The following is a 19,107-nucleotide window of genomic DNA, read 5'->3' as shown; positions in this document are numbered from 1 at the left end:
GACTGTTGTAAAAGAAGTAAAATTATGGCAACTTTAAGTTGTTGGTGTGAATTTTTACCTAACGCAGGTTCCGTGAAAACCTATTTTTTAATCTTGTTTGCAGCCTTTTGGCTCATGTTATGTACGCCCTTGAAGGCCCAAAAGCCAAAAACCAAATACAAAAAAGGCGGGGTCATTCAGCTTAACGATAGCCTGACAAGCTACGGTCAATCTGACATTTTCCATTTCCCTAACATTAATAAAGTTCGCCGTTACTACGACGAAAATAAAAACAACAGGTTAAAGGCCCTAGCCAAAGCCGGCGATTACGAAGCGCACTACGCTGAATTAAAAGCTTACGTTAAGAACTTCGGCATTGAAAACTTCTATCAGGATACACAGATGCTGTGGGACCTCGCCCGATTATCAGAAAAACTTGGACCCGCCGGCGAAGCCATCTTACTCTACAAACTTGTCCTGAAACATCACAAGGCAACTTTCGACGACAAGGAAGTAAAAAAGGAATTCGATAAGATCACTGAGAATCAGAAAGACCTGTACGTGCCGCTTGCACAATACTATGAACTCGTTGCATACCGTAAAGAGATCGACACATTGCGGCCTCCACAAGGCGTGTTACTGAACATGGGATACGGCGTAAACTCGGAGAAGGAAGACTATGGACCAACCATCGGAAACGTCGATAACATCTTACTCTTTACGTCGAAGCGAAACACCATCGCCGATGCCTTTAAAAAGGTACCGAATGAAGATCTGTTTTACGCGATCAAGTCCGATACGGTGTGGGGTTTCTCGGAGGAGTTCAAAAACATCAACACCCAATACAATGAAGGTTCAGCTTGCTTAAGTCGCGATGGTAAACAGCTCTTTTTTGCGCGTTGCAATTCGCCTGATTCCTATGGAAACTGCGATATCTTCGTTGCTGATTTAAAGCCTGATAGCAGTTGGGGGTTTGTGCGCAATCTTGGAACGAGTATCAACTCAGTTTCGTGGGACTCACAACCGTCTCTCTCCCACACTGGCGATACCTTGTTCTTTGCATCTGATCGCATTGGTGGTTTTGGATTTTCAGACATCTACTTTTCCGTTAAAGATGCCGCGGGCAATTGGGGAAAAGCACAGAATGTTGGTCCGATCATAAACACGCGTGGTTTTGAAGTGAGCCCATTCTACCACCATCGATTCAACGTATTGTACTTCAGCTCCAATGGGCAGCCATTGAACTTTGGAGACTTTGATATCTACAAGTCGTTATATAAGCAGAATCTTTGGGAAGAACCTAAGAATATTGGTCCGCTGGTGAACGGTGCGGGAAGTGAATATTACTTTACGATCGATTCAGAATCAAGTAACCTATACTATGCACGATCTGCCGAAAGTGATCTCAAAAATTTAGACTTACACTCCTTCCCTGTTCCGATGGAGGCACAGCCAAACGCCACGGCAAAGTTGAAAGGAACATTGATTAACTCGGAAACTAAAAAACCGTTCCGCGGAATTGTTTCTGTGATTGACTTAGACAAAGGCGTTGAAGTGGCACCTAAATTTCTTCGAGAAGACGGATCCTTCGACTTCAACCTGATTAACAAACGCAACTACTTATTGATCATTCAAGGGGATGATTTTTTCCGCATCGAAGAGATCTTCTACATGGAGGGCGACAAAGAAATCAATCTTGAAACAGAGCCAATCGAAAGCAAGATGGCGTTCAAGTCACTGGAGTTTGAGAACGGAAAAGCAGACATCCTGGAATCGATGCACAAGGATTTGGATAAACTCGCCAACTTTATGATCGACCACCCGAAGTTTCATTTAAGTATCTCGGGGCATACCGATTCACAAGGAAAGGAAGAATCTAACCTAAGACTTTCTCAAGCGCGTGCGGATGCCATTAAGGCGTACTTGATCTACCAATTTAAGATCGCCGCTGGTCGTATCAATGCGCACGGTTACGGCAGTGCCAAACCATTGGTAGATGAAAATACCGATGACGACAGAAGGTTAAATCGCCGAGTGGAATTTGAGTTGAAGAAAGAGGAGTGAAAAAGCTTAGAGCAGAAAGCGGAAAGCTCAAAGCGATTCAATGTGTCCTTTTAGCTGCAGCTCTCTTTTTTTTACGAACATCAGAAAGGAGCGAGCGGAAATTAATCGACGACTTCCTATTTATCTTGATCATAAAAAAAGGTCTACCGTCGCAGACCTTTCTTTCAATTCAATTTGAATTTATAGTGTTATTATTTTGACACCGTCGTATTACCGCGCCACTTGTTCACTTTCTTTATAATGTCATTTGCAAAGACAAATACCATCAGCGCCAGTAATATTATCATGCCTACCTTCTGCGCGTTCTCCAGGAATTTATCGGACGGCTTGCGACGAGTGATAATTTCATATCCTAAGAACATTACGTGGCCACCATCAAGCGCCGGGATCGGAAGCAAGTTCATGAACGCCAGTACGAGAGACAATACCCCTGTCAGTTTCCAAAAACGTTCCCAATTCCATTCTGTTCCAAATGCATCCATGATACCAATCGGCCCTGAAAGTGAATCTGCAACGGGAAGCTCACGTGTAATCATTTTTTTAAACGCGGTAATCTGGTCGAACAACGTACCAAAAGCTCTTTCTGTGCCAAGGGGAATTGACTCACCAAAACTATAGTGTGTGATAACCTCTGCATCCTTCAGGTGTTTGCTAGACGGAGCGTATCCGATTTGGCGTCCTGCTTTAAATGGCGTAACAAACGCGATCGTATCACTGCCTCGAAGTACTGAAAATCTAAGAGTATCACCTTCAAATGATCTGGTGATCTTCTGAACCTGATCGTTGTATTGTACAGCAGTTCCCTGAAGTTCCAGGATACGATCCCCTTTCTTCAACCCCAGGCTGTCTGCAATTTTACCTGACAAAACAGTATCGATCACGGTTGAAAAACGTGGCATTAGGAAATAAGGTGCGCCACCGCCTTTGCCGAATTCACTTATGAAACCTTTCGGAATATCGATCGTCAGGATTTTGCCATCGCGCTCGATCGTATAGCTTGCACTGTCGGCAAGGAAATTAGAAACCGAGTATAGCTCTTCGATATACTTGTAGTCTTTACCATTAATCTTCAGAATTTTGTCACCACTCTGAATTCCCAACTTCGTTGCCAAAGGTCCTGCCGCAAATCCACCGCGCTCATTCGCCACCTCTTTCTTATAATTGACGTCTCCGTAGATGAATGTCAATCCGATAAAAATCAAAATACCAATAACAACATTAACAAAAATTCCACCGAGCATTACGATTAGTCTTTGCCATGCTGGCTTGGATCTAAATTCCCAAGGCTGCGGATCGCGCTTCATCGTTTCGGTGTCGAGTGATTCATCGATCATTCCGGAGATTTTCACATAACCGCCGAGGGGAATTGCACTTAAGGCATATTCAGTTTCACCTTTTTTGAACGACCATATTTTTGGCGGGAACCCGATAGAGAATTGCTCCACGCGCATTCCAAAATATTTTGCTGCTAACAAATGTCCGAATTCGTGAACCGCTACTAGAAACGACAAGCTCAACAAAAGCTGAGCTAAACTAATCATCCATTCCATTTATAATCCTGTTGTATTGTTCTTACTTCGTTTACTTTTTAACCGACAGTCTTCGCGAACCGCCCCGCCTTAATCATTTCATAGGCGAAGATGCGTGTTTCTTTATCGGTATTAACATAGTCGTCTAAGCTCGGTTGTTTTACGAAATCCATTTTCGCGAGACATTCCTCAACAAGCGTCGACATTTCTAGGAAACCAATGTTGTCCTTCAAAAATTCAGCCACGGCTACCTCATTTGCAGCATTTAGCACACAAGGCATGTTTCCCCCTTTTTCAAGGGATGCAAAAGCCAGCGCAAGATTACGAAAAGTTTCGGTATCGGGCTTCTCGAATGTGAGCGCAGGGTATTTGGCAAAATCGAAACGGGGAAAATCGGCTTTTAAGCGTTCTGGATAGGACATTGCGAATTGAATTGGCAAACGCATATCAGGCAGCCCAAGTTGCGCTTTAATGGAGCCGTCCTCGAATTGTACGAGCGAATGAATGATCGACTGTGGATGCACGATCACCTCTACCTGCGACGGTTTTAAGCCAAACAGCCATTTTGCTTCTATCACCTCAAGCCCTTTGTTCATCAACGAAGCCGAATCGATGGTGACTTTTGCACCCATCGTCCAGTTGGGATGTTTTAATGCCTGTGCCTTCGTTACATGCGCTAATTCGTCGCGCTTCTTTCCGCGGAACGGACCACCAGACGCCGTTAAGATGATCTTTTCGATTCGATTATGGAACTCACCTGTAATACACTGAAAGATCGCTGAGTGTTCTGAGTCCACCGGATAAATATTAACAGCCCTCTCACGCGCTTTTTGCGTGATCAACTCGCCCGCCACAACAAGCGTCTCTTTATTGGCCAGTGCAATCGGCTTACCGGCTTCAATCGCCGCCAACGTAGGACGTACACCAGAATAGCCAACCAATGCGGTTAACACCAAATCAATGGTATCCATCTGCACAACCGACGTGAGTGATTTCTCTCCTGCATAAACTTTGATGTCTTCATCGGCAAGCGCTTCTTTGACCATTGCATAATGATCGTCGTTCACGATTACAACTGCGTTCGGCTTGAATTGTTTCGCTTGTTCAATAAGGAGCGCTGCGTTGTTTTGTGCCGTCAATACTTCGACTTGGAAAATATCAGGGTTAGCAGCAACGACTTCGAGTGCTTGCGTTCCGATCGATCCTGTAGAGCCTAAAATGGCAATGTGTTTCTTTTCGTTCAAGGTGTGCGTATTTGTTGCAATCAAAAAATGATGTGCGCTTGCAATGCCGTGGCAATCTTACGGTCGTTGGATAGTCGGGGTACTTTGTTTTGCCCGCCGAGTTTTCCTTCGGATTTCATATAGTCGATAAATGCATTTTTTTTCAACGTAGAAATTTTCAGCACACGCAAGATATTGCCCGTGATTAAATCGTCGTAATAAACATTTTGTGATTGCATTTGTTTATCGAGTTCACGAGAAAATGCTTGCATGTCGTGTGGTGGATTTGCAAACTCGATAAACCACTCGTGATGGGGCAATCCTTCCGCTGGTGTTACTTGTGGCGCAACCGTAAATTCGACGACAGCAGCTTCTGGAAATTTCACCATGGTATGCTGCAGTGCGCGCTCAACTTCCTCTCCTATCACGTGCTCACCAAAAGCTGAGATGTAGTGTTTGATTCTGCCCGTGACAATAATTTTATAAGGATTTTTATTGATGAACTTAACCGTATCGCCGATGGAATATCCCCACAGTCCAGCATTGCTGTTGATAATCACGGCGTAGTTTTTTCCAAGTTCCACTTCTTCGATGCACAGCCGCGTCGGATTCTCATTGAAATATTCTTCTGTTGGAATGAATTCAAAAAAGATTCCGGTGTTTAGCAACAGTAACAGTCCTGGATCAGTTTGTGAATTTTGATAAGCCAAGAAACCTTCTGATGCTGGATAGGTTTCAATAGAAGGCACGCGCTTACCGATTGAATCTTCAAGTTTTGCACGGTAGGGTTCAAAATTCACACCACCATATACCAACATTTCGAAATGTGGAAAAACGTCTTTGATCTTTTTGCCAGTACGTGCCTGAATGCGATCGAAGTACATTTGGACCCACGGTGGAATACCAGAGATCAGCGACATGGGCGCGGGCAAAGTTTCATCGATAATTCGCTCGAGTTTTTCTTCCCAATCTTCAATGCAATTCGTCTGATACGAAGGCTTCTGATTGGTCTTGAGTATAGCGGGAACCTGGTGATTCGAGATACCCGAAAGCCTACCTGTTTTAATCCCTGCGACTTCATCGAGTTCAGGACTTCCTGAGAGGAAGATTAGATTACCGTCGAGGAACCGCGCATTACCTGTTTCATGAACATAGCTCATGACAGCATCGCGTGCGCTGTTGAAATGGTTAGGCAGTGATTCTTTTGTGATGGGGATATATTTCGTTCCGGAAGTTGTTCCCGACGTTTTGGCAAAATACGCGGGCTTACCGGGCCACAAAATGTCAGGCTTACCTTCAATAACTTTCTCAACGTAAGGCCTAAGCGCTTCATAGTCGCGAATGGGTACATGCTTCTTAAAATCATCGTAACGACGGATGTCGGCGAATTGATGATCACGTCCAAATGACGTCGATTTAGCGGTCTGTACGATATTCGACAGCGTTTTAAGCTGATATTTACCAGGCTCGGCCGACCATTTACGTGTTTTGGAAACAACATAAGCAGCGAAGGGCTTAGCCAGAACTGAACGGATTCCCATGCTGCAAGATATAATAGTCTAACCACGCCTGAAAATGCTAAATGTTTTTAAAAACTGTCAAGAATTCATTTATTACACGTTAAATCGATGTGGCAAAACTTTTGTACTTCGCGTTACATCAATATCCGTTTATCATCACATTTATGAAGCATACCATCCGAATTATACTCGTCGCTTTTATAGCCGGTTTTGGCGGATCATTCACATTCTACCATTTCTACATCAAGCCTGATCTGGCACAAGCCACAGCTCAAGAAGAATTTAGTCAGGTTAGCGACGACAATCCTCATCCATCAAGGCAATACGCAACGAACAATGCTGTACCATCCGATGCTACACCCGTGGATTTTAGTGAAGCCGCATTGAAAGCCACGCCAAGTGTGGTGTACATCAACAGTATATCGCGTGGAATTTCTTATTCCTATTGGGACTGGTTTTTCGGTGAAGGCGGTGGTGGCAATAGCCGTACGCAAGTAAGCAGTGGCTCTGGCGTGATCTTCACAGCGGATGGATACATCATGACAAACAACCACGTGATTGAAACCGCTGAACGCATCGAAGTAAATTACAATAAGCGCGTTTATCCAGCAGAGCTAGTAGGTGTTGATCCGTCGACCGATTTAGCGGTGATTAAAATAAAAGAAAACAATTTACCGGCGATCACGCTGGGCAACTCTAAAAATGTTCAGGTTGGCGAATGGGTGATTGCCGTCGGAAACCCGTACTCTCTTGCTTCGACAGTAACCGCCGGTATCGTGAGTGCAAAGGGACGTCGCATCGGCATTTTGGAAGACAAATTCCCAATCGAATCGTTCATTCAAACCGACGCTGCGATCAATCCCGGCAACTCGGGAGGAGCGCTTGTTAATAAATCTGGAGAACTTGTCGGCATCAACTCGGCAATCCTATCGCGAACAGGCTCGTACACTGGCTATGCTTTCGCTATACCGATCGATATCGCGAAGAAAGTATTTAACGACCTGGTGAAATACGGCGTCGTTCAGAAGGCTTTCTACGGCGGATCTGTTGTAGACTACGACTTCGAACATGCAAAGAAATACGATCTCCCTACGGATGTTAGTTTCAATGGTGTGTTGCTTGAGCAAATCGATCGTGATGGACAAGCTGCCAGTGCAGGTATGAAGCTTGGTGATATCATCATCAAAGTGAATGATGTTGTCGTCAATAGCCAAAGTGCTTTTGAAGAAGAAATGAGTTATAAAAATCCGGGCGACAAGATCACCTTCACCTACTTGCGCGAAGGCAAAGAAAAAATTGCAGACATTACGTTGGTTAACTCATCAGGCACACCAGAGCTGATTAAACGAAAAATTTTCACAGACTCAAATCTTGGTGCGCAATTAGAAGCGACCCGGTACGGTGTAAAGATCTTCAAGATCAAAGACAACAGTCTAGCAAAACAAATTGGTATACCAGAGAACTTCACCGTGATCGCACTCAATCGTGAGCGTGTAGCAAAACCGGAAGAAGTCATTCAATTTTTCCAGAAGTCGAAGAGCGGCTACGTGTATGGCGTAACCAGCGCGAAACAACAAATGGAAATCCCCTTTATGATTCGTTGATACGTAACGACGGTAACGATACATCACAAAAAAAAGCCTGGGATTGATCTCAGGCTTTTTTGTTATTCGCTTTGCTTACGCAACAATTTTAATTGCTCACGCGCAGTTTCAATTTCTTGCCCAATTCATCAACAGAAGATTTGAAATTAGGGTCCGTCTTCATCATGTCTTCAACGGATTCAAGTGCATGGATTACCGTACTGTGATCACGGCCGCCAAAGTTTTCACCGATCAATGCGAGCGTCAATTGCGTATAGCGTTTACAGAAATACATTGCTACTTGACGTGGTATTACGATTTCGCGTTTCTTCACTTTTCCCTTCATTGCTTCAAGGTCAACCTTAAAGAATTCAGCTACTGTTTTCTGAATGAAATCAACACTAACATCAGATTGAATTTCTTTGATGATGTTCTTCAATACCTCTTTTGCTAATTCGAGGTCGATTTCTTTTTTCAACAGCGTTGCATGGAAGATCAAAGAGTTCAAAACACCTTCCATATCGCGGAGATTGGTATCTACACTGTAGGCAAGGTATTCAGAAACTTCCGTTGGAATTTGAATTCCATCGGCTTGCATTTTCCGGTTGATGATCGCCAACTTCGTTTCAAAATCTGGCTCTTGTAAATCCGCTGTCAATCCCCATTTAAAGCGCGAGAGAAGGCGTTCTTGAAAGCCCTTCATGTCGCGTGGCGGGCAGTCACTTGTCATGATGATCTGCTTACCTGACTGATGGAGTTGATTAAAAATATGGAAGAACATTTCCTGGGTCTTTTCACGACCAGCAAGGAATTGAACGTCGTCAAGAATCAACAAGTCTACTTGTAAGTAGAAATTTTGAAACTCCTGTATCTTGTGATTTTGAAGTGCATTGAGGAACTGCGTTGTAAAATCGTTTTGATCGACATACAACACAACTTTACCAGGCATGTTGGTCTTAATCTCATTACCGATGGCTTGTACTAAGTGCGTTTTTCCTACGCCCACACCACCATACAACATGAGCGGGTTGAAAGACGTGACGCCTGGTTTTTTAGCAACAGCCAACCCTGCCGACCGCGCCAAGCGATTACAATCTCCTTCTACGAAATTATCGAAAGAGTATGTGGGATTGAGTCGAGAATTAACGGTGTGCGGATTCAGTGCCTTAAATGTGAACGGCGAATAATCTTCAGACCCGTAGCCATTATTGTTGATAGCACTTCTGCGATTGCCCGCGCCATTGACGGGATAATTAACAGACACTGCTGGTGCTTGTTGATTTCCACTATCGACGACTACTGAATATTCAAGACGTCCTGTTGGGCCAAGTACGGTGTGAATCGCCTTTTTTAGAACCGGAACATAATTATCCTCAAGCCACTCGTAAAAAAACTGCGAAGGAACCTGGATGGTGAGTACATCACCTTCGACGCGCAAAGGAACAATGGGCTTGAACCATGTGGTGAAATTTTCTTCACCAACATTCTCGCGAACTATCTCGAGACAATCATTCCATACGGTACCACTGGTAACTTCCATTGTTAAAGAGCTGATGAAGGTTGATTCTGGTTTCGCCAGGGCGAAAGGGAGACAAAGATGTGAAAAAAGACTTTAAGAAAACAAGGGTATTGATCCTTGATTTTACGGAAATATTTTCCATCGAAAAATTTAAACAAAAGCCACTATCGTTTGAGGAAAACTTCTTTAAAATTGAGCTGATTTAAACCCTATGGAAGAAAAAACAATCGCCGACCTGCTCCGTGAAACATTTTCTCCCGTGTTACCCAGCGATTGGAAACACGCAGCTAGTCAGGAGATTGAAGGTAAAGACCCATTCATATCGTTGGCGTGGAAAAATGCAGATCAGCTATCTTTTTTACCCTATTACAACGCTGCCGATACTGCTGCACTAAAAAAAATTCAACGCTCTCCTGCCCGTCAATCGCATCAAACACCGCGCACATGGGCGAATCTTGTCCCGATCGACGGTAAAAATTCTTCTCAGGCAAATAAACTTGCGTTGGCGCATCTCAACGATGGCGCTGATGGTATCTTGTTTGATTTACGCGCCGAAACAAACTATAACATCGATGAACTACTCCAAAATATTAATTGGGGTTATTGCAATATTTCATTTCAAATCAGTTCACAGATCACATTCGATGAACTAATCAAACATGCATGCTCGTATCCGACGGCTGCGGTACACGGTGCTTTTTTTAGTACGCAATTTTTCACACCGAAATATTTCCCGAAAGATCAGCCCAACTTAAAAATATTTGGACTCACAGTCCCAGAAAGTACATCTGCCGTGGAAATCGCAGATTCTTTGGTTGTCGTTGCTGAAGCCATCAAAAAATTATCGTCGCCCGAAGATCAAAAAGATTTCCTTGAACGAATTGCTTTTTCGATTGAAGCAACGCCACAGATTTTTGAAACAATCGCTAAACTAAAAGCACTACGCTTGTGCTGGTACCAGCTCGCAAGCAGTTATCAGGTAAGTCACGCATTCGACAACCTACATGTTCATGTACGGTCATCCGCAAAAAAAACAGACTACGACCCGCATGGCAATATGCTCAAGGGTACTTATGCAGCATTTGCTGGCGTCTGTGGTGGATGCGATTCATTGACGATTTATCCAGACGATATCGATAATACAACACTGTTTCGCATTGCACGCAACGTGACCACTATACTTCGTGAGGAGTCACACATGGACAAAGTATCTGATGCTGTTGCCGGCGCTTATGCGTTAGAAAAAATGACGCACGATCTTCGTGACTATGCCTGGAAAAAGTTTTTGGACAACGGGGAGACATTAGGGGTTCAGCATTTCGTAACCGACACCGAGGACAAGGGGCTGTCGCATACATATCATCACAAGGGTTGGCTAAGCGCGGAGGGCATACCTATAAAACCGCAGTACACGGAAGAAGATATCAACACACTTCCGCACCTTGTATTTGGCTCTGGCGTTCCTCCCTATCTGCGTGGGCCTTATGCAACGATGTTTGCTACCAAGCCTTGGACGATCCGACAATACGCAGGCTTTTCTACTGCCAAAGATTCCAATGCTTTTTATAGGAGAAATCTTGCGTCTGGGCAACGTGGACTTTCTGTTGCATTCGACCTCGCTACTCATCGCGGTTACGACTCCGACCACGTTCGTGTATCGGGTGATGTTGGCAAAGCGGGTGTCGCGATTGACTCCGTTCTCGACATGAAAATTCTTTTCGATCAGATTCCATTGGATAAGATGTCTGTATCGATGACGATGAATGGCGCGGTGCTTCCGATTCTTGCGTTTTACATTGTTGCCGCAGAAGAGCAAGGTGTAAAGCCTCATCAACTGACCGGGACGATTCAGAATGACATCCTGAAAGAATTCATGGTGCGGAACACTTACATTTATCCGCCTACACCTTCAATGCGCATCGTGGCAGACATCTTTGCTTACACGTCGAAGCACATGCCGAAGTTCAATTCGATCAGCATTAGCGGCTACCACATGCACGAAGCCGGCGCACCTGCCCATGTTGAGCTCGCTTACACGTTAGCCGACGGCTTAGAATATATCCGAACAGGTATTCAAGCGGGAATAGCGATCGACGACTTCGCGCCACGCCTTTCTTTCTTCTGGGGTATTGGTATGAACTTCTTTATGGAGGTGGCTAAAATGCGAGCAGGTCGCTTATTGTGGTCACAAATTGTGAAGCAGTTCGATCCAAAAAATTCCAAGTCGATGGCACTGCGAACGCATTGTCAAACGTCAGGATGGAGTCTTACAGAACAGGATCCTTACAATAACGTGACACGCACTTGCATTGAAGCATTGGCTGCCGTACTGGGTGGTACGCAATCGCTGCACACAAATTCTTTGGATGAAGCCATCGCATTACCGACAGACTTCTCGGCGCGTATTGCGCGAAACACACAGCTTTATTTGGAGAAAGAAACCGGGATCACCAAGTTAATTGATCCGCTGGGCGGATCTTACTATGTAGAAACACTCACGCACGAACTTGTACAAAAGGCGTGGACTTTACTGCAGGAAGTTGAATCCCTTGGCGGAATGACGAAAGCCATCGAAAGTGGCATTCCAAAGATGCGCATAGAGCAGGCTGCAGCGGCGAAACAAGCTCGCATAGATGCGGCGCGCGATGTGATAGTAGGCGTGAACAAATATCAAACGGACGAAAAACCTGACTTTGAAATTTTAGAAGTTGATAATACCGCAGTTCGGAATGAGCAAATCGCGAGATTACAAGAACTCAAATCTTCGCGCGATCACCACGCAGTTGCAGATGCGCTACAACAACTTTCAACCGCTGCAGCAAGTGGCGAGGGTAATTTGTTAGCCTTGTCGATTGCAGCCGCAAGATGTCGCGCTACATTGGGTGAGATATCCATGGCGCTTGAAAAAGTTTTTGGGCGTCATCAGGCGGTGATCAAATCTATTTCAGGTGTATATTCCGGTGAAATGAAAAATCAAAAAGATTTTCAAGATGTGCTCGCACTGTCTGACGCGTTTGCAAAATGGGAAGGACGACGACCGCGTATACTGATTGCGAAGATGGGGCAAGATGGCCACGATCGTGGCGCAAAAGTAATTGCAACAAGTTTTGCTGACCTTGGCTTCGATGTGGACATTGGATCACTCTTTCAAACACCAGACGAAGTGGCCATGCAAGCAGCGGAAAACGATGTACACATTGTTGGTGCATCCAGTCTTGCCGGTGGACATAAAACGCTCATCCCTGCCTTAATTCAAGCGTTGGAAAAAATTGGTCGTAGCGACATCATGGTTGTGGCTGGCGGCGTTATTCCCCAACAGGATTACGATTTCCTAACGCAATCAGGTGTTGCTTTTATATTTGGTCCCGGAACGATCATTACCGACGCAGCACGTGGCATCTTGCAAAAGTTGATGGCGCGCACGCACTAAATTCCGAGACAAGAATTTTCCCTATTCAGCTGATCTCACCTGTGATGGCATAAATAATCGTGTCGAAATGATTACATTCGAGGTTGAATTCAACCCCTTTCGCCATGAAGAATGTCAGGTTCTCCCTGTTCGTTTTGCTAATCGTTCTGGTTCAGCCAATTCTCGCACAAAACAAAAAGTTCGATAAGTCGCTCGCAAAAATCGATGCGTCTTTCAACTCAGGAAAATTCAGCAAAGCCAGCAGTGCACTCGCAAAGCTTAAAAAAACCATTACGGCTAAAATGGGCGCAGAAAATCCTTATATGCCTGCCTTGTATATTCGGGAAGCGCGCATAACGATGGCCTTAGGGGTTTTCACAACTTTCGATCATACGTTGAACAATGCCCTGACCAGCAGCAGCGCCGTGTTCGGAGAAAATAGCACCAGCTATGCAAGCACCTATATCGACGTTGCTGAAATTTATAACGAATATGGAAACTACCGAGTCAGTCGCGAATACCTCGGTAAAGCACGCGACCTTTTGAAGAAAACGGATCAGCTTACCGATGTGCTTACAGGAAGGCTCGCACTGGTTGAAGCGGAAGCCATGATTGGTCAAGGATATTGGGACGAAGCCCTTGATCTACTCGCTTCGGTTGAAGATTATTATATCAAGAGAGCTGTTGATAAAGAAACAAAAGTAGAGGATGGCAACATTAAAACGAAGCGTGTACCCGAAGAGGAGCTTCCAACACGTTTTGGTGACTATGTGAAATTGCTCACGCTCCGTGGCGATGCTTACGCTTCAAAAGGATTGATCTCCCTCGCTTCTACAGATCCAGACGCCGACAAAACATTTAGTCAACTCAACAGCTGGATTAAAGACCGTAAAAAATATTTCGCAGAGACAAGTTTGGCAACGGTTCAATATCGTTACGACTGGGCGCAAGTCTTAATTGAAAATGGTAACGAAGAAGGCTTACAACAAAAGAACCTTCAACTCGACAATATTCTTTCGGATTTAAAATCAAAAACAAGTCCAACGAATTCACTCGCTCACAATCTTTACCTCCTATACTTAAAAGATCTTTTAAAACGTGACAGTCGCGCGCGTTATATCAATGTAAAACTTGAATATCAGAAGATCATCGACAAGTCATATCCTAAAATATCGCTTCACAACATCAACCTTCGTGCTGTTGAATTCGATTCAAAATTAAGTCGCGATAAAACCAAAAATTTAGAAGCCGATGCGCTTGGTGTACTGAACTCAAAATCACTTCCCAAAAATCATAAGACAAACCTGCTCATCCTTCAGTTTTTGTATGACATCGCATTAACGGAAAAGCGTTACACCAATGCGGAAGGGTATCTCAATCAAATGGGAGAAGTTAAAAAAGAATTGTATGGAGAAGAGGCACCCGAATACCATCTCCACAAGTTGAAGCTTGCAAACTTTTACCTTGACTACACCAATAAAATTGAGGACGCTGGCAAAATCTTCGAAGGGAGTTATATCAATAAGTTATCGTCCACGATCGGTGTTCAACATAAAGATTACTTAGAAATACTGAATCACCTTGCAAATTATTACGAGTTGATCGATCAATATGCCAAAGCATCCAAGACACTCACTATCGCAGGAAAAGCTGTACGAGAAAAGTATGACATCACTGACATACTGTACGCACGCGAAATGAATAATATCGCGAAGTTGAAACTTAAACTTGGCGAGTATGAATCTGCCGGGGAAGATCTTAATACATCATTAAAAATCATTGCAGAGAAGGACAGCAAAAATGCGGCGTACTACCCTACCTATATCGACGCCCTGGAGACACAGGCAAAACTATATGGTATCAAGGGGATGTTCGACGAAGCGGTTGAGAATCTGGAAAAATCTAAAAAGCTTTTCAACAAAGCCGATGTATTGGTAAGCAATGAATTGTCGAGCGCGGAAGAATTGACTTCACTTTTCATTCAACTCGGCCGATACTCGGAAGCCACCAAACTCCTGGCCACGCAAATTCCAGAGTACGAAAAATTGTATGGACGAAACTCGTTGCGCTTGATTGAGCCGCTCACCAATGAAGGACGCATTTTGCTTGCAAACGCAGATTATTCAGAAGCAGAAAAGACGGCGATGCGTGCAAACCAAATCGCGGTAAAATCGTACGGCGACAATTCGACCAAGACCGCGCCAACGCAACGACTGTTGAGCGACATCGCCTATACGTTGGGTGACTATGATCGCGCACAAGATAACTTGATTAAAGCGCTGGCCAGTCAAGAGAAACAATTCGGAAGAAACCACATCGAAGTGGCCAAGTCTATTTCACAACTCGCGCTTACAAAATTCCACAAAGGTGACAGTAAGAAAGAGGTTGAAAAATTAATGAACGAAGCGCAGAAGATCATGCTCGACAAGTTGGGTAACACAAACCCACAGTATGCTGAAATTCTAAAAAACGTGGCGGTATTATATATCTCCGAAAAGAAGTTCGATATCGCGTTTAATTCACTCACGGTCGCAGAAGGAATTTGGCGCGCGAAAACAGGCTCCAAAACAAATATCAACCTTGCCAGTATCTACATCCTGACAGGCGATGTATACTATCAATTAAAAAACTATAACAAGGCGCAAGAATTCTATGATCGCGGTAAAGAAATTTACGAACGCTTCTTCAACGACAAGCATCCTGAATACGTGAAGATTCTCGCCAAGCTTGGAAAAGTTTATTACATGAAAGCTGACTACAAGCGTTCTAAAAAGCTCATCGAAGAAGCGCTTGACAACTACGAGAATTACATTAAACAGTATTTCCCTGCGCAAACGGAAGCACAAAAAGCCAAGTACTGGAATACCATCAAGGGTGACTTTGAATTCTACAATACCTTGGCGTTCGGTAATCTTGAGGACTTCAAAGATCTTGCTGGCAAAGTGTACAACTACCAGCTGCTCACGAAGGCATTACTTCTTAGCTCAACCCTGAAGATGCGCGAACGTATCTTAAACAGCACCGATGAAGAGCTAAAAAATCAGTACAATACTTGGACAGAGAAAAAGGAACTGATGACCTTGGCCCTGTCAATGAGCCCTGCGCAATTATCAGAGCGGAACATTGATCCGACGCTCCTACAACAAGAGGTAGATCGCCTTGAAAAAGAATTGAGCGAAAAATCTGAACTATTCGGTCAAAGCTTCGACAATAAACGGATCACATTCGAAGACGTGAAGAAATCGCTAAAGCCTAACGAAGTAGCGATTGAAATGATCCGTTATCGTTACTTTAACCACAACCTTACGGATTCGGTCATATATGCTGCGCTTTATATCAAGAGCGATTTCTCGAAACCGAAAGTTATCATCCTTAATGACGGCAAGAGATTAGAGACCCGATTCTTTAAATATTACCGCTATGCCATCACCGGTATGATTCCAGATCAATATTCTTATACTGCATTTTGGAAACCTATCGCCGATGAACTTGGCCAAGCATCAACCATCTACCTGTCTGCAGATGGTGTGTATAATCAAATCAATCTTGAATCGCTGCCTACACCTGATGGAAAATATGTAATCGACAATTCAAATATTGTGTTGATCAGTAACACCAAAGATTTATATCTCCGGAAGATTAAAAGTCGTGCGAAATCAAGCGACAACACCGCTTACCTGATTGGTAATCCTGCATTCTACAAAACGGCTTCCGCCGACAATTCTATTTCTCAACTACCAGGAACTGAAAAAGAGATTAACCAGCTTGATTTCATGTTGAAGCAGAAAGCTTGGCTCACGACGGTTTTTGTTGACAATACAGCTTCTGAAGAGAAGATTAAAGAGATCAACAACGTGAGAGTTGTACACTTGGCGACACACGGATTTTACAAACCATCTGTGCCTGTAACGTTAGATGAAGAAATTCAAGGTAACGAAGCGATTCTAACACAAAATCCTTTTATGCGTAATGGACTCCTTTTAAAAGGTGCTGGAGATTTGATGGAGAAAACAGATTTTAATTACAACATGGAAAGTGGCATCCTCACAGCACAAGAAGCGATGAGCTTAAACTTGGATAAAACCGATATGGTGGTGCTTAGCGCGTGCGAGACAGGGCTAGGCGATTTGGAGGCAGGCGAAGGCGTTATGGGTCTACAACGTGCCTTTATGGTTGCTGGCGCGAAATTCTTGGTGATGAGTATGTTCAAAGTAGATGACGATGCCACTCAGAAATTGATGCTGAAATTCTATCAGAAATGGTTGAATTCCGGAAATTTCCGACAAAGCTTTACAGAGGCAAAAATTGAGCTCCGCGCTGAGCGACCAGAACCGATTTACTGGGGTGCCTTTATGATTATTGGCTTGGAATAGGCGACGCGATCGCAAAAGAAAAGCCAGCTATGGTAACTACCAAGCTGGCTTTTTTATGACGACAATCCTTCGTGTCGAACTTAGTTTCTATGTTTCGTTACGAAGGTCAGCACAGGGCGACGTGAGTGGCTTACAACGTCTTCGGCAATACTACCTGCCAAAACGTGCGCAAAACCGGTACGACCATGCGTTGCCATACCAATGAGGTCGGCGTCGATGCTATCGGCGAAGTATACAATTCCCTCCTCTTCCGACAAATCGTTAAATACATTGATCGTGTAGTTCTTCAACTGAAGCTTCTTCGCAAAATCCTGCATGTATTTCTTTACAACAGCATCGCGTTGGAAGTTACCAGGCGTATTGATTCTTACCAGGTGAATGGTTGAATCATAAACTTGCTGAGTACGACGAATGATTTTCGAGAACACTTCCTCGTCTTTATCCATAGAGGTTGCGTAAACGATATTTTTAAAATCTTTGCGAGCAGGTTTGTTATGAACGGTAAGCACCGGGCAATGTGCATGACGAACCACCTTTTCCGTATTGGAACCGATGATCATATGCTCCAATTCCGACTTTCCAGATGTTCCCATTACTACCAGGTCGACCTTTTTTTCTGTGATGATTGAATTCATACCGTGGTAAGGGCTTCCAAGTTTCAATTCCTGGCGGATTTTGATATCGCCGTATTTGGAATCATCAGAAAACCTCGCCATTTGCTTCTTTGCTTTTTCGATCAGCTTGAGGGTAAAGATTTTATCCTCCCAATTGCCACTGTAGGTAGCCTCGCCTTCAATATTGAATGAGCCTTCGCTGGCGCCTTCAACGACGTGAAGCAAAATGAGTTCAGCGCCAGATTTTCGGGCGATATCAGCTGCAACATCCGTTGCAAGTTGTGCTGGTTTAGAGAAGTCTGTCGGAACGAGAATTCTTTTCATAAATCTTGATTTTTAAGCTTTGTAGCGAGGTAAAAGTAACCATTTACCTTAAAAATCAAAATGTCAAAATTCAGCTATGGGGCTGATAAACATCATAAAAAAAGCCCTCCGGATAGAAGGGCTCTCTTAAGACTTGGAAACTTATAGATTAAAACCGAACTGTTTTAGTTGTTCCATTGGCGTCAGTTACTTCGAAAGTAAGAGCACCTTTTACGTTCTTTACAGTATAGATCTGCGCATATGCACCGTCAACTGATTTGCTTTCGCTGTGAACAAGTGTATTTGCTGCGTCATAGATTTTTACGTTAACCGTTTCTTTTCCAGAAGCTGCAATCGCAAGAAGGAACTTCCCTTCGCCGCTTAACTTCGTAACGTGTACGTTGCTAGCTTTCGCTGTGAATGGTTTGTAATCAACTTTCTCAGTCTTCTTGCCAGTAGCGTCGATGATTTCGAACGTATATTGACCAGCTGCAAGACCATTGAAGTTCAACGGACGGATGAATCCATCAAGACCGCTGATGCTTTCTGAGAAAACAAGCTGAGCTTGTTCGTTGTATATATTCAATTTGATTTTTCCAGTGTTCTCACCTTTGTAGATGACTTTGAATACTTCGCTTCCTTTAACAGGCACAACAGCTAAACCTTTGCTGTTCGATGGCTCTTCTCCGAATGCTGACAGGGCTACAACCATGGCAACAGCTGCGATGAACAGAGATTTCGTTTTCATATTTCTTTTTCGTTTTGTTTACGATACAAATGTACGGGCTTGCATCATGCAACAACGAAAGTTGTAAGGAAACATGTTTTAATTCTATAAATAACGTTTGCGTAAATTTCTAATCCGAAATACGATTCAAACAGAGTGAAACGTGCAGTGCAAACGCATTCGGTGCTCAGAAAAATTATAAATCGTTTGCATGAAACGTTTGCATAACGAAATCAAACAAAAAAAGGCAACCTCCGCTACCAG

Annotated in this window: 10 protein-coding genes and 1 pseudogene; 5 read left to right on the top strand and 6 right to left on the bottom strand. The window is 43.8% G+C overall.

What is annotated here, in order from left to right; genetic code table 11:
* Positions 1-72: 72 nt before the first annotated feature.
* On the top strand, positions 73-2,043 hold the full coding sequence (locus tag DQQ10_RS24070; RefSeq protein WP_245970536.1) for an OmpA family protein: 1,971 nt from the start codon (positions 73-75) through the stop codon (positions 2,041-2,043).
* Positions 2,044-2,234: 191 nt separating this feature from the next.
* Here DQQ10_RS24070 and rseP read toward each other — a convergent pair whose 3' ends face one another.
* The 3 genes from rseP to DQQ10_RS24050 are packed head-to-tail and all read right to left on the bottom strand — an operon-like array spanning position 2,235 to position 6,336.
* Positions 2,235-3,593, bottom strand: a complete 1,359-nt coding sequence (gene rseP / locus DQQ10_RS24060; protein WP_112749492.1) for an RIP metalloprotease RseP — start codon at positions 3,591-3,593, stop codon at positions 2,235-2,237.
* A gap of 38 nt (positions 3,594-3,631) precedes the next feature.
* Positions 3,632-4,816 (bottom strand): 1-deoxy-D-xylulose-5-phosphate reductoisomerase, encoded by a 1,185-nt coding sequence (locus tag DQQ10_RS24055; RefSeq protein ID WP_112749530.1) that lies wholly within the window; start codon positions 4,814-4,816, stop codon positions 3,632-3,634.
* Positions 4,817-4,836: 20 nt separating this feature from the next.
* Positions 4,837-6,336, bottom strand: a complete 1,500-nt coding sequence (locus DQQ10_RS24050; protein ID WP_112749491.1) for a GH3 auxin-responsive promoter family protein — start codon at positions 6,334-6,336, stop codon at positions 4,837-4,839.
* An 89-nt stretch (positions 6,337-6,425) separates the two neighbouring features.
* Between DQQ10_RS24050 and DQQ10_RS24045 the strand changes: the two genes are divergently transcribed.
* On the top strand, positions 6,426-7,919 hold the full coding sequence (locus DQQ10_RS24045) for a S1C family serine protease (protein WP_245970534.1): 1,494 nt from the start codon (positions 6,426-6,428) through the stop codon (positions 7,917-7,919).
* 88 nt (positions 7,920-8,007) lie between these two features.
* On the opposite strand, the gene dnaA is transcribed toward DQQ10_RS24045, so the two are convergent.
* A complete protein-coding gene (dnaA, locus tag DQQ10_RS24040) occupies positions 8,008-9,438 on the bottom strand; it encodes a chromosomal replication initiator protein DnaA (RefSeq protein WP_112749490.1) in 1,431 nt (476 codons plus the stop codon).
* 190 nt (positions 9,439-9,628) lie between these two features.
* Between dnaA and DQQ10_RS28505 the strand changes: the two are divergent.
* The 3 genes and pseudogenes from DQQ10_RS28505 to DQQ10_RS24030 form a co-directional block, all read left to right on the top strand.
* Positions 9,629-10,693: pseudogene (locus tag DQQ10_RS28505) on the top strand (methylmalonyl-CoA mutase family protein); the annotation flags it as partial.
* Between the two features lie 9 nt (positions 10,694-10,702).
* Entirely contained in the window at positions 10,703-12,847 is a 2,145-nt protein-coding gene (scpA, locus tag DQQ10_RS28270; protein ID WP_262511780.1) for a methylmalonyl-CoA mutase, read from the top strand.
* A 104-nt stretch (positions 12,848-12,951) separates the two neighbouring features.
* Positions 12,952-17,199 (top strand): CHAT domain-containing protein, encoded by a 4,248-nt coding sequence (locus DQQ10_RS24030; RefSeq protein ID WP_112749488.1) that lies wholly within the window; start codon positions 12,952-12,954, stop codon positions 17,197-17,199.
* 80 nt (positions 17,200-17,279) lie between these two features.
* On the opposite strand, the gene DQQ10_RS24025 is transcribed toward DQQ10_RS24030, so the two are convergent.
* Both DQQ10_RS24025 and DQQ10_RS24020 read right to left on the bottom strand, forming a co-directional pair.
* Positions 17,280-18,137: a universal stress protein gene (locus DQQ10_RS24025; protein ID WP_112749487.1), complete on the bottom strand. Its 858-nt coding sequence runs from the start codon at positions 18,135-18,137 to the stop codon at positions 17,280-17,282.
* Between the two features lie 148 nt (positions 18,138-18,285).
* The gene (locus DQQ10_RS24020) at positions 18,286-18,864 is read right to left on the bottom strand and encodes a hypothetical protein (protein ID WP_112749486.1); all 579 of its coding nucleotides are present in this window, start codon (positions 18,862-18,864) and stop codon (positions 18,286-18,288) included.
* Between the last annotated feature and the right edge of the window lie 243 nt (positions 18,865-19,107).

Source organism: Pseudochryseolinea flava, assembly GCF_003286915.1.
In the GTDB taxonomy this organism is placed as follows: domain Bacteria; phylum Bacteroidota; class Bacteroidia; order Cytophagales; family Cyclobacteriaceae; genus Ohtaekwangia; species Ohtaekwangia flava.
The sequence above is the reverse complement of the archived record's forward strand: the minus strand, read 5'-3'. Positions and strand labels throughout refer to the sequence as shown.

Coding starts and splice junctions, on each gene's coding strand:
- dnaA (WP_112749490.1), bottom strand. CDS start 9,438: ATGGAAGTTACCAGTGGTACCGTATGGAATGATTGTCTCGAGATAGTT.
- DQQ10_RS24050 (WP_112749491.1), bottom strand. CDS start 6,336: ATGGGAATCCGTTCAGTTCTGGCTAAGCCCTTCGCTGCTTATGTTGTT.
- rseP (WP_112749492.1), bottom strand. CDS start 3,593: ATGGAATGGATGATTAGTTTAGCTCAGCTTTTGTTGAGCTTGTCGTTT.
- DQQ10_RS24025 (WP_112749487.1), bottom strand. CDS start 18,137: ATGAAAAGAATTCTCGTTCCGACAGACTTCTCTAAACCAGCACAACTT.
- DQQ10_RS24030 (WP_112749488.1), top strand. CDS start 12,952: ATGAAGAATGTCAGGTTCTCCCTGTTCGTTTTGCTAATCGTTCTGGTT.
- DQQ10_RS24020 (WP_112749486.1), bottom strand. CDS start 18,864: ATGAAAACGAAATCTCTGTTCATCGCAGCTGTTGCCATGGTTGTAGCC.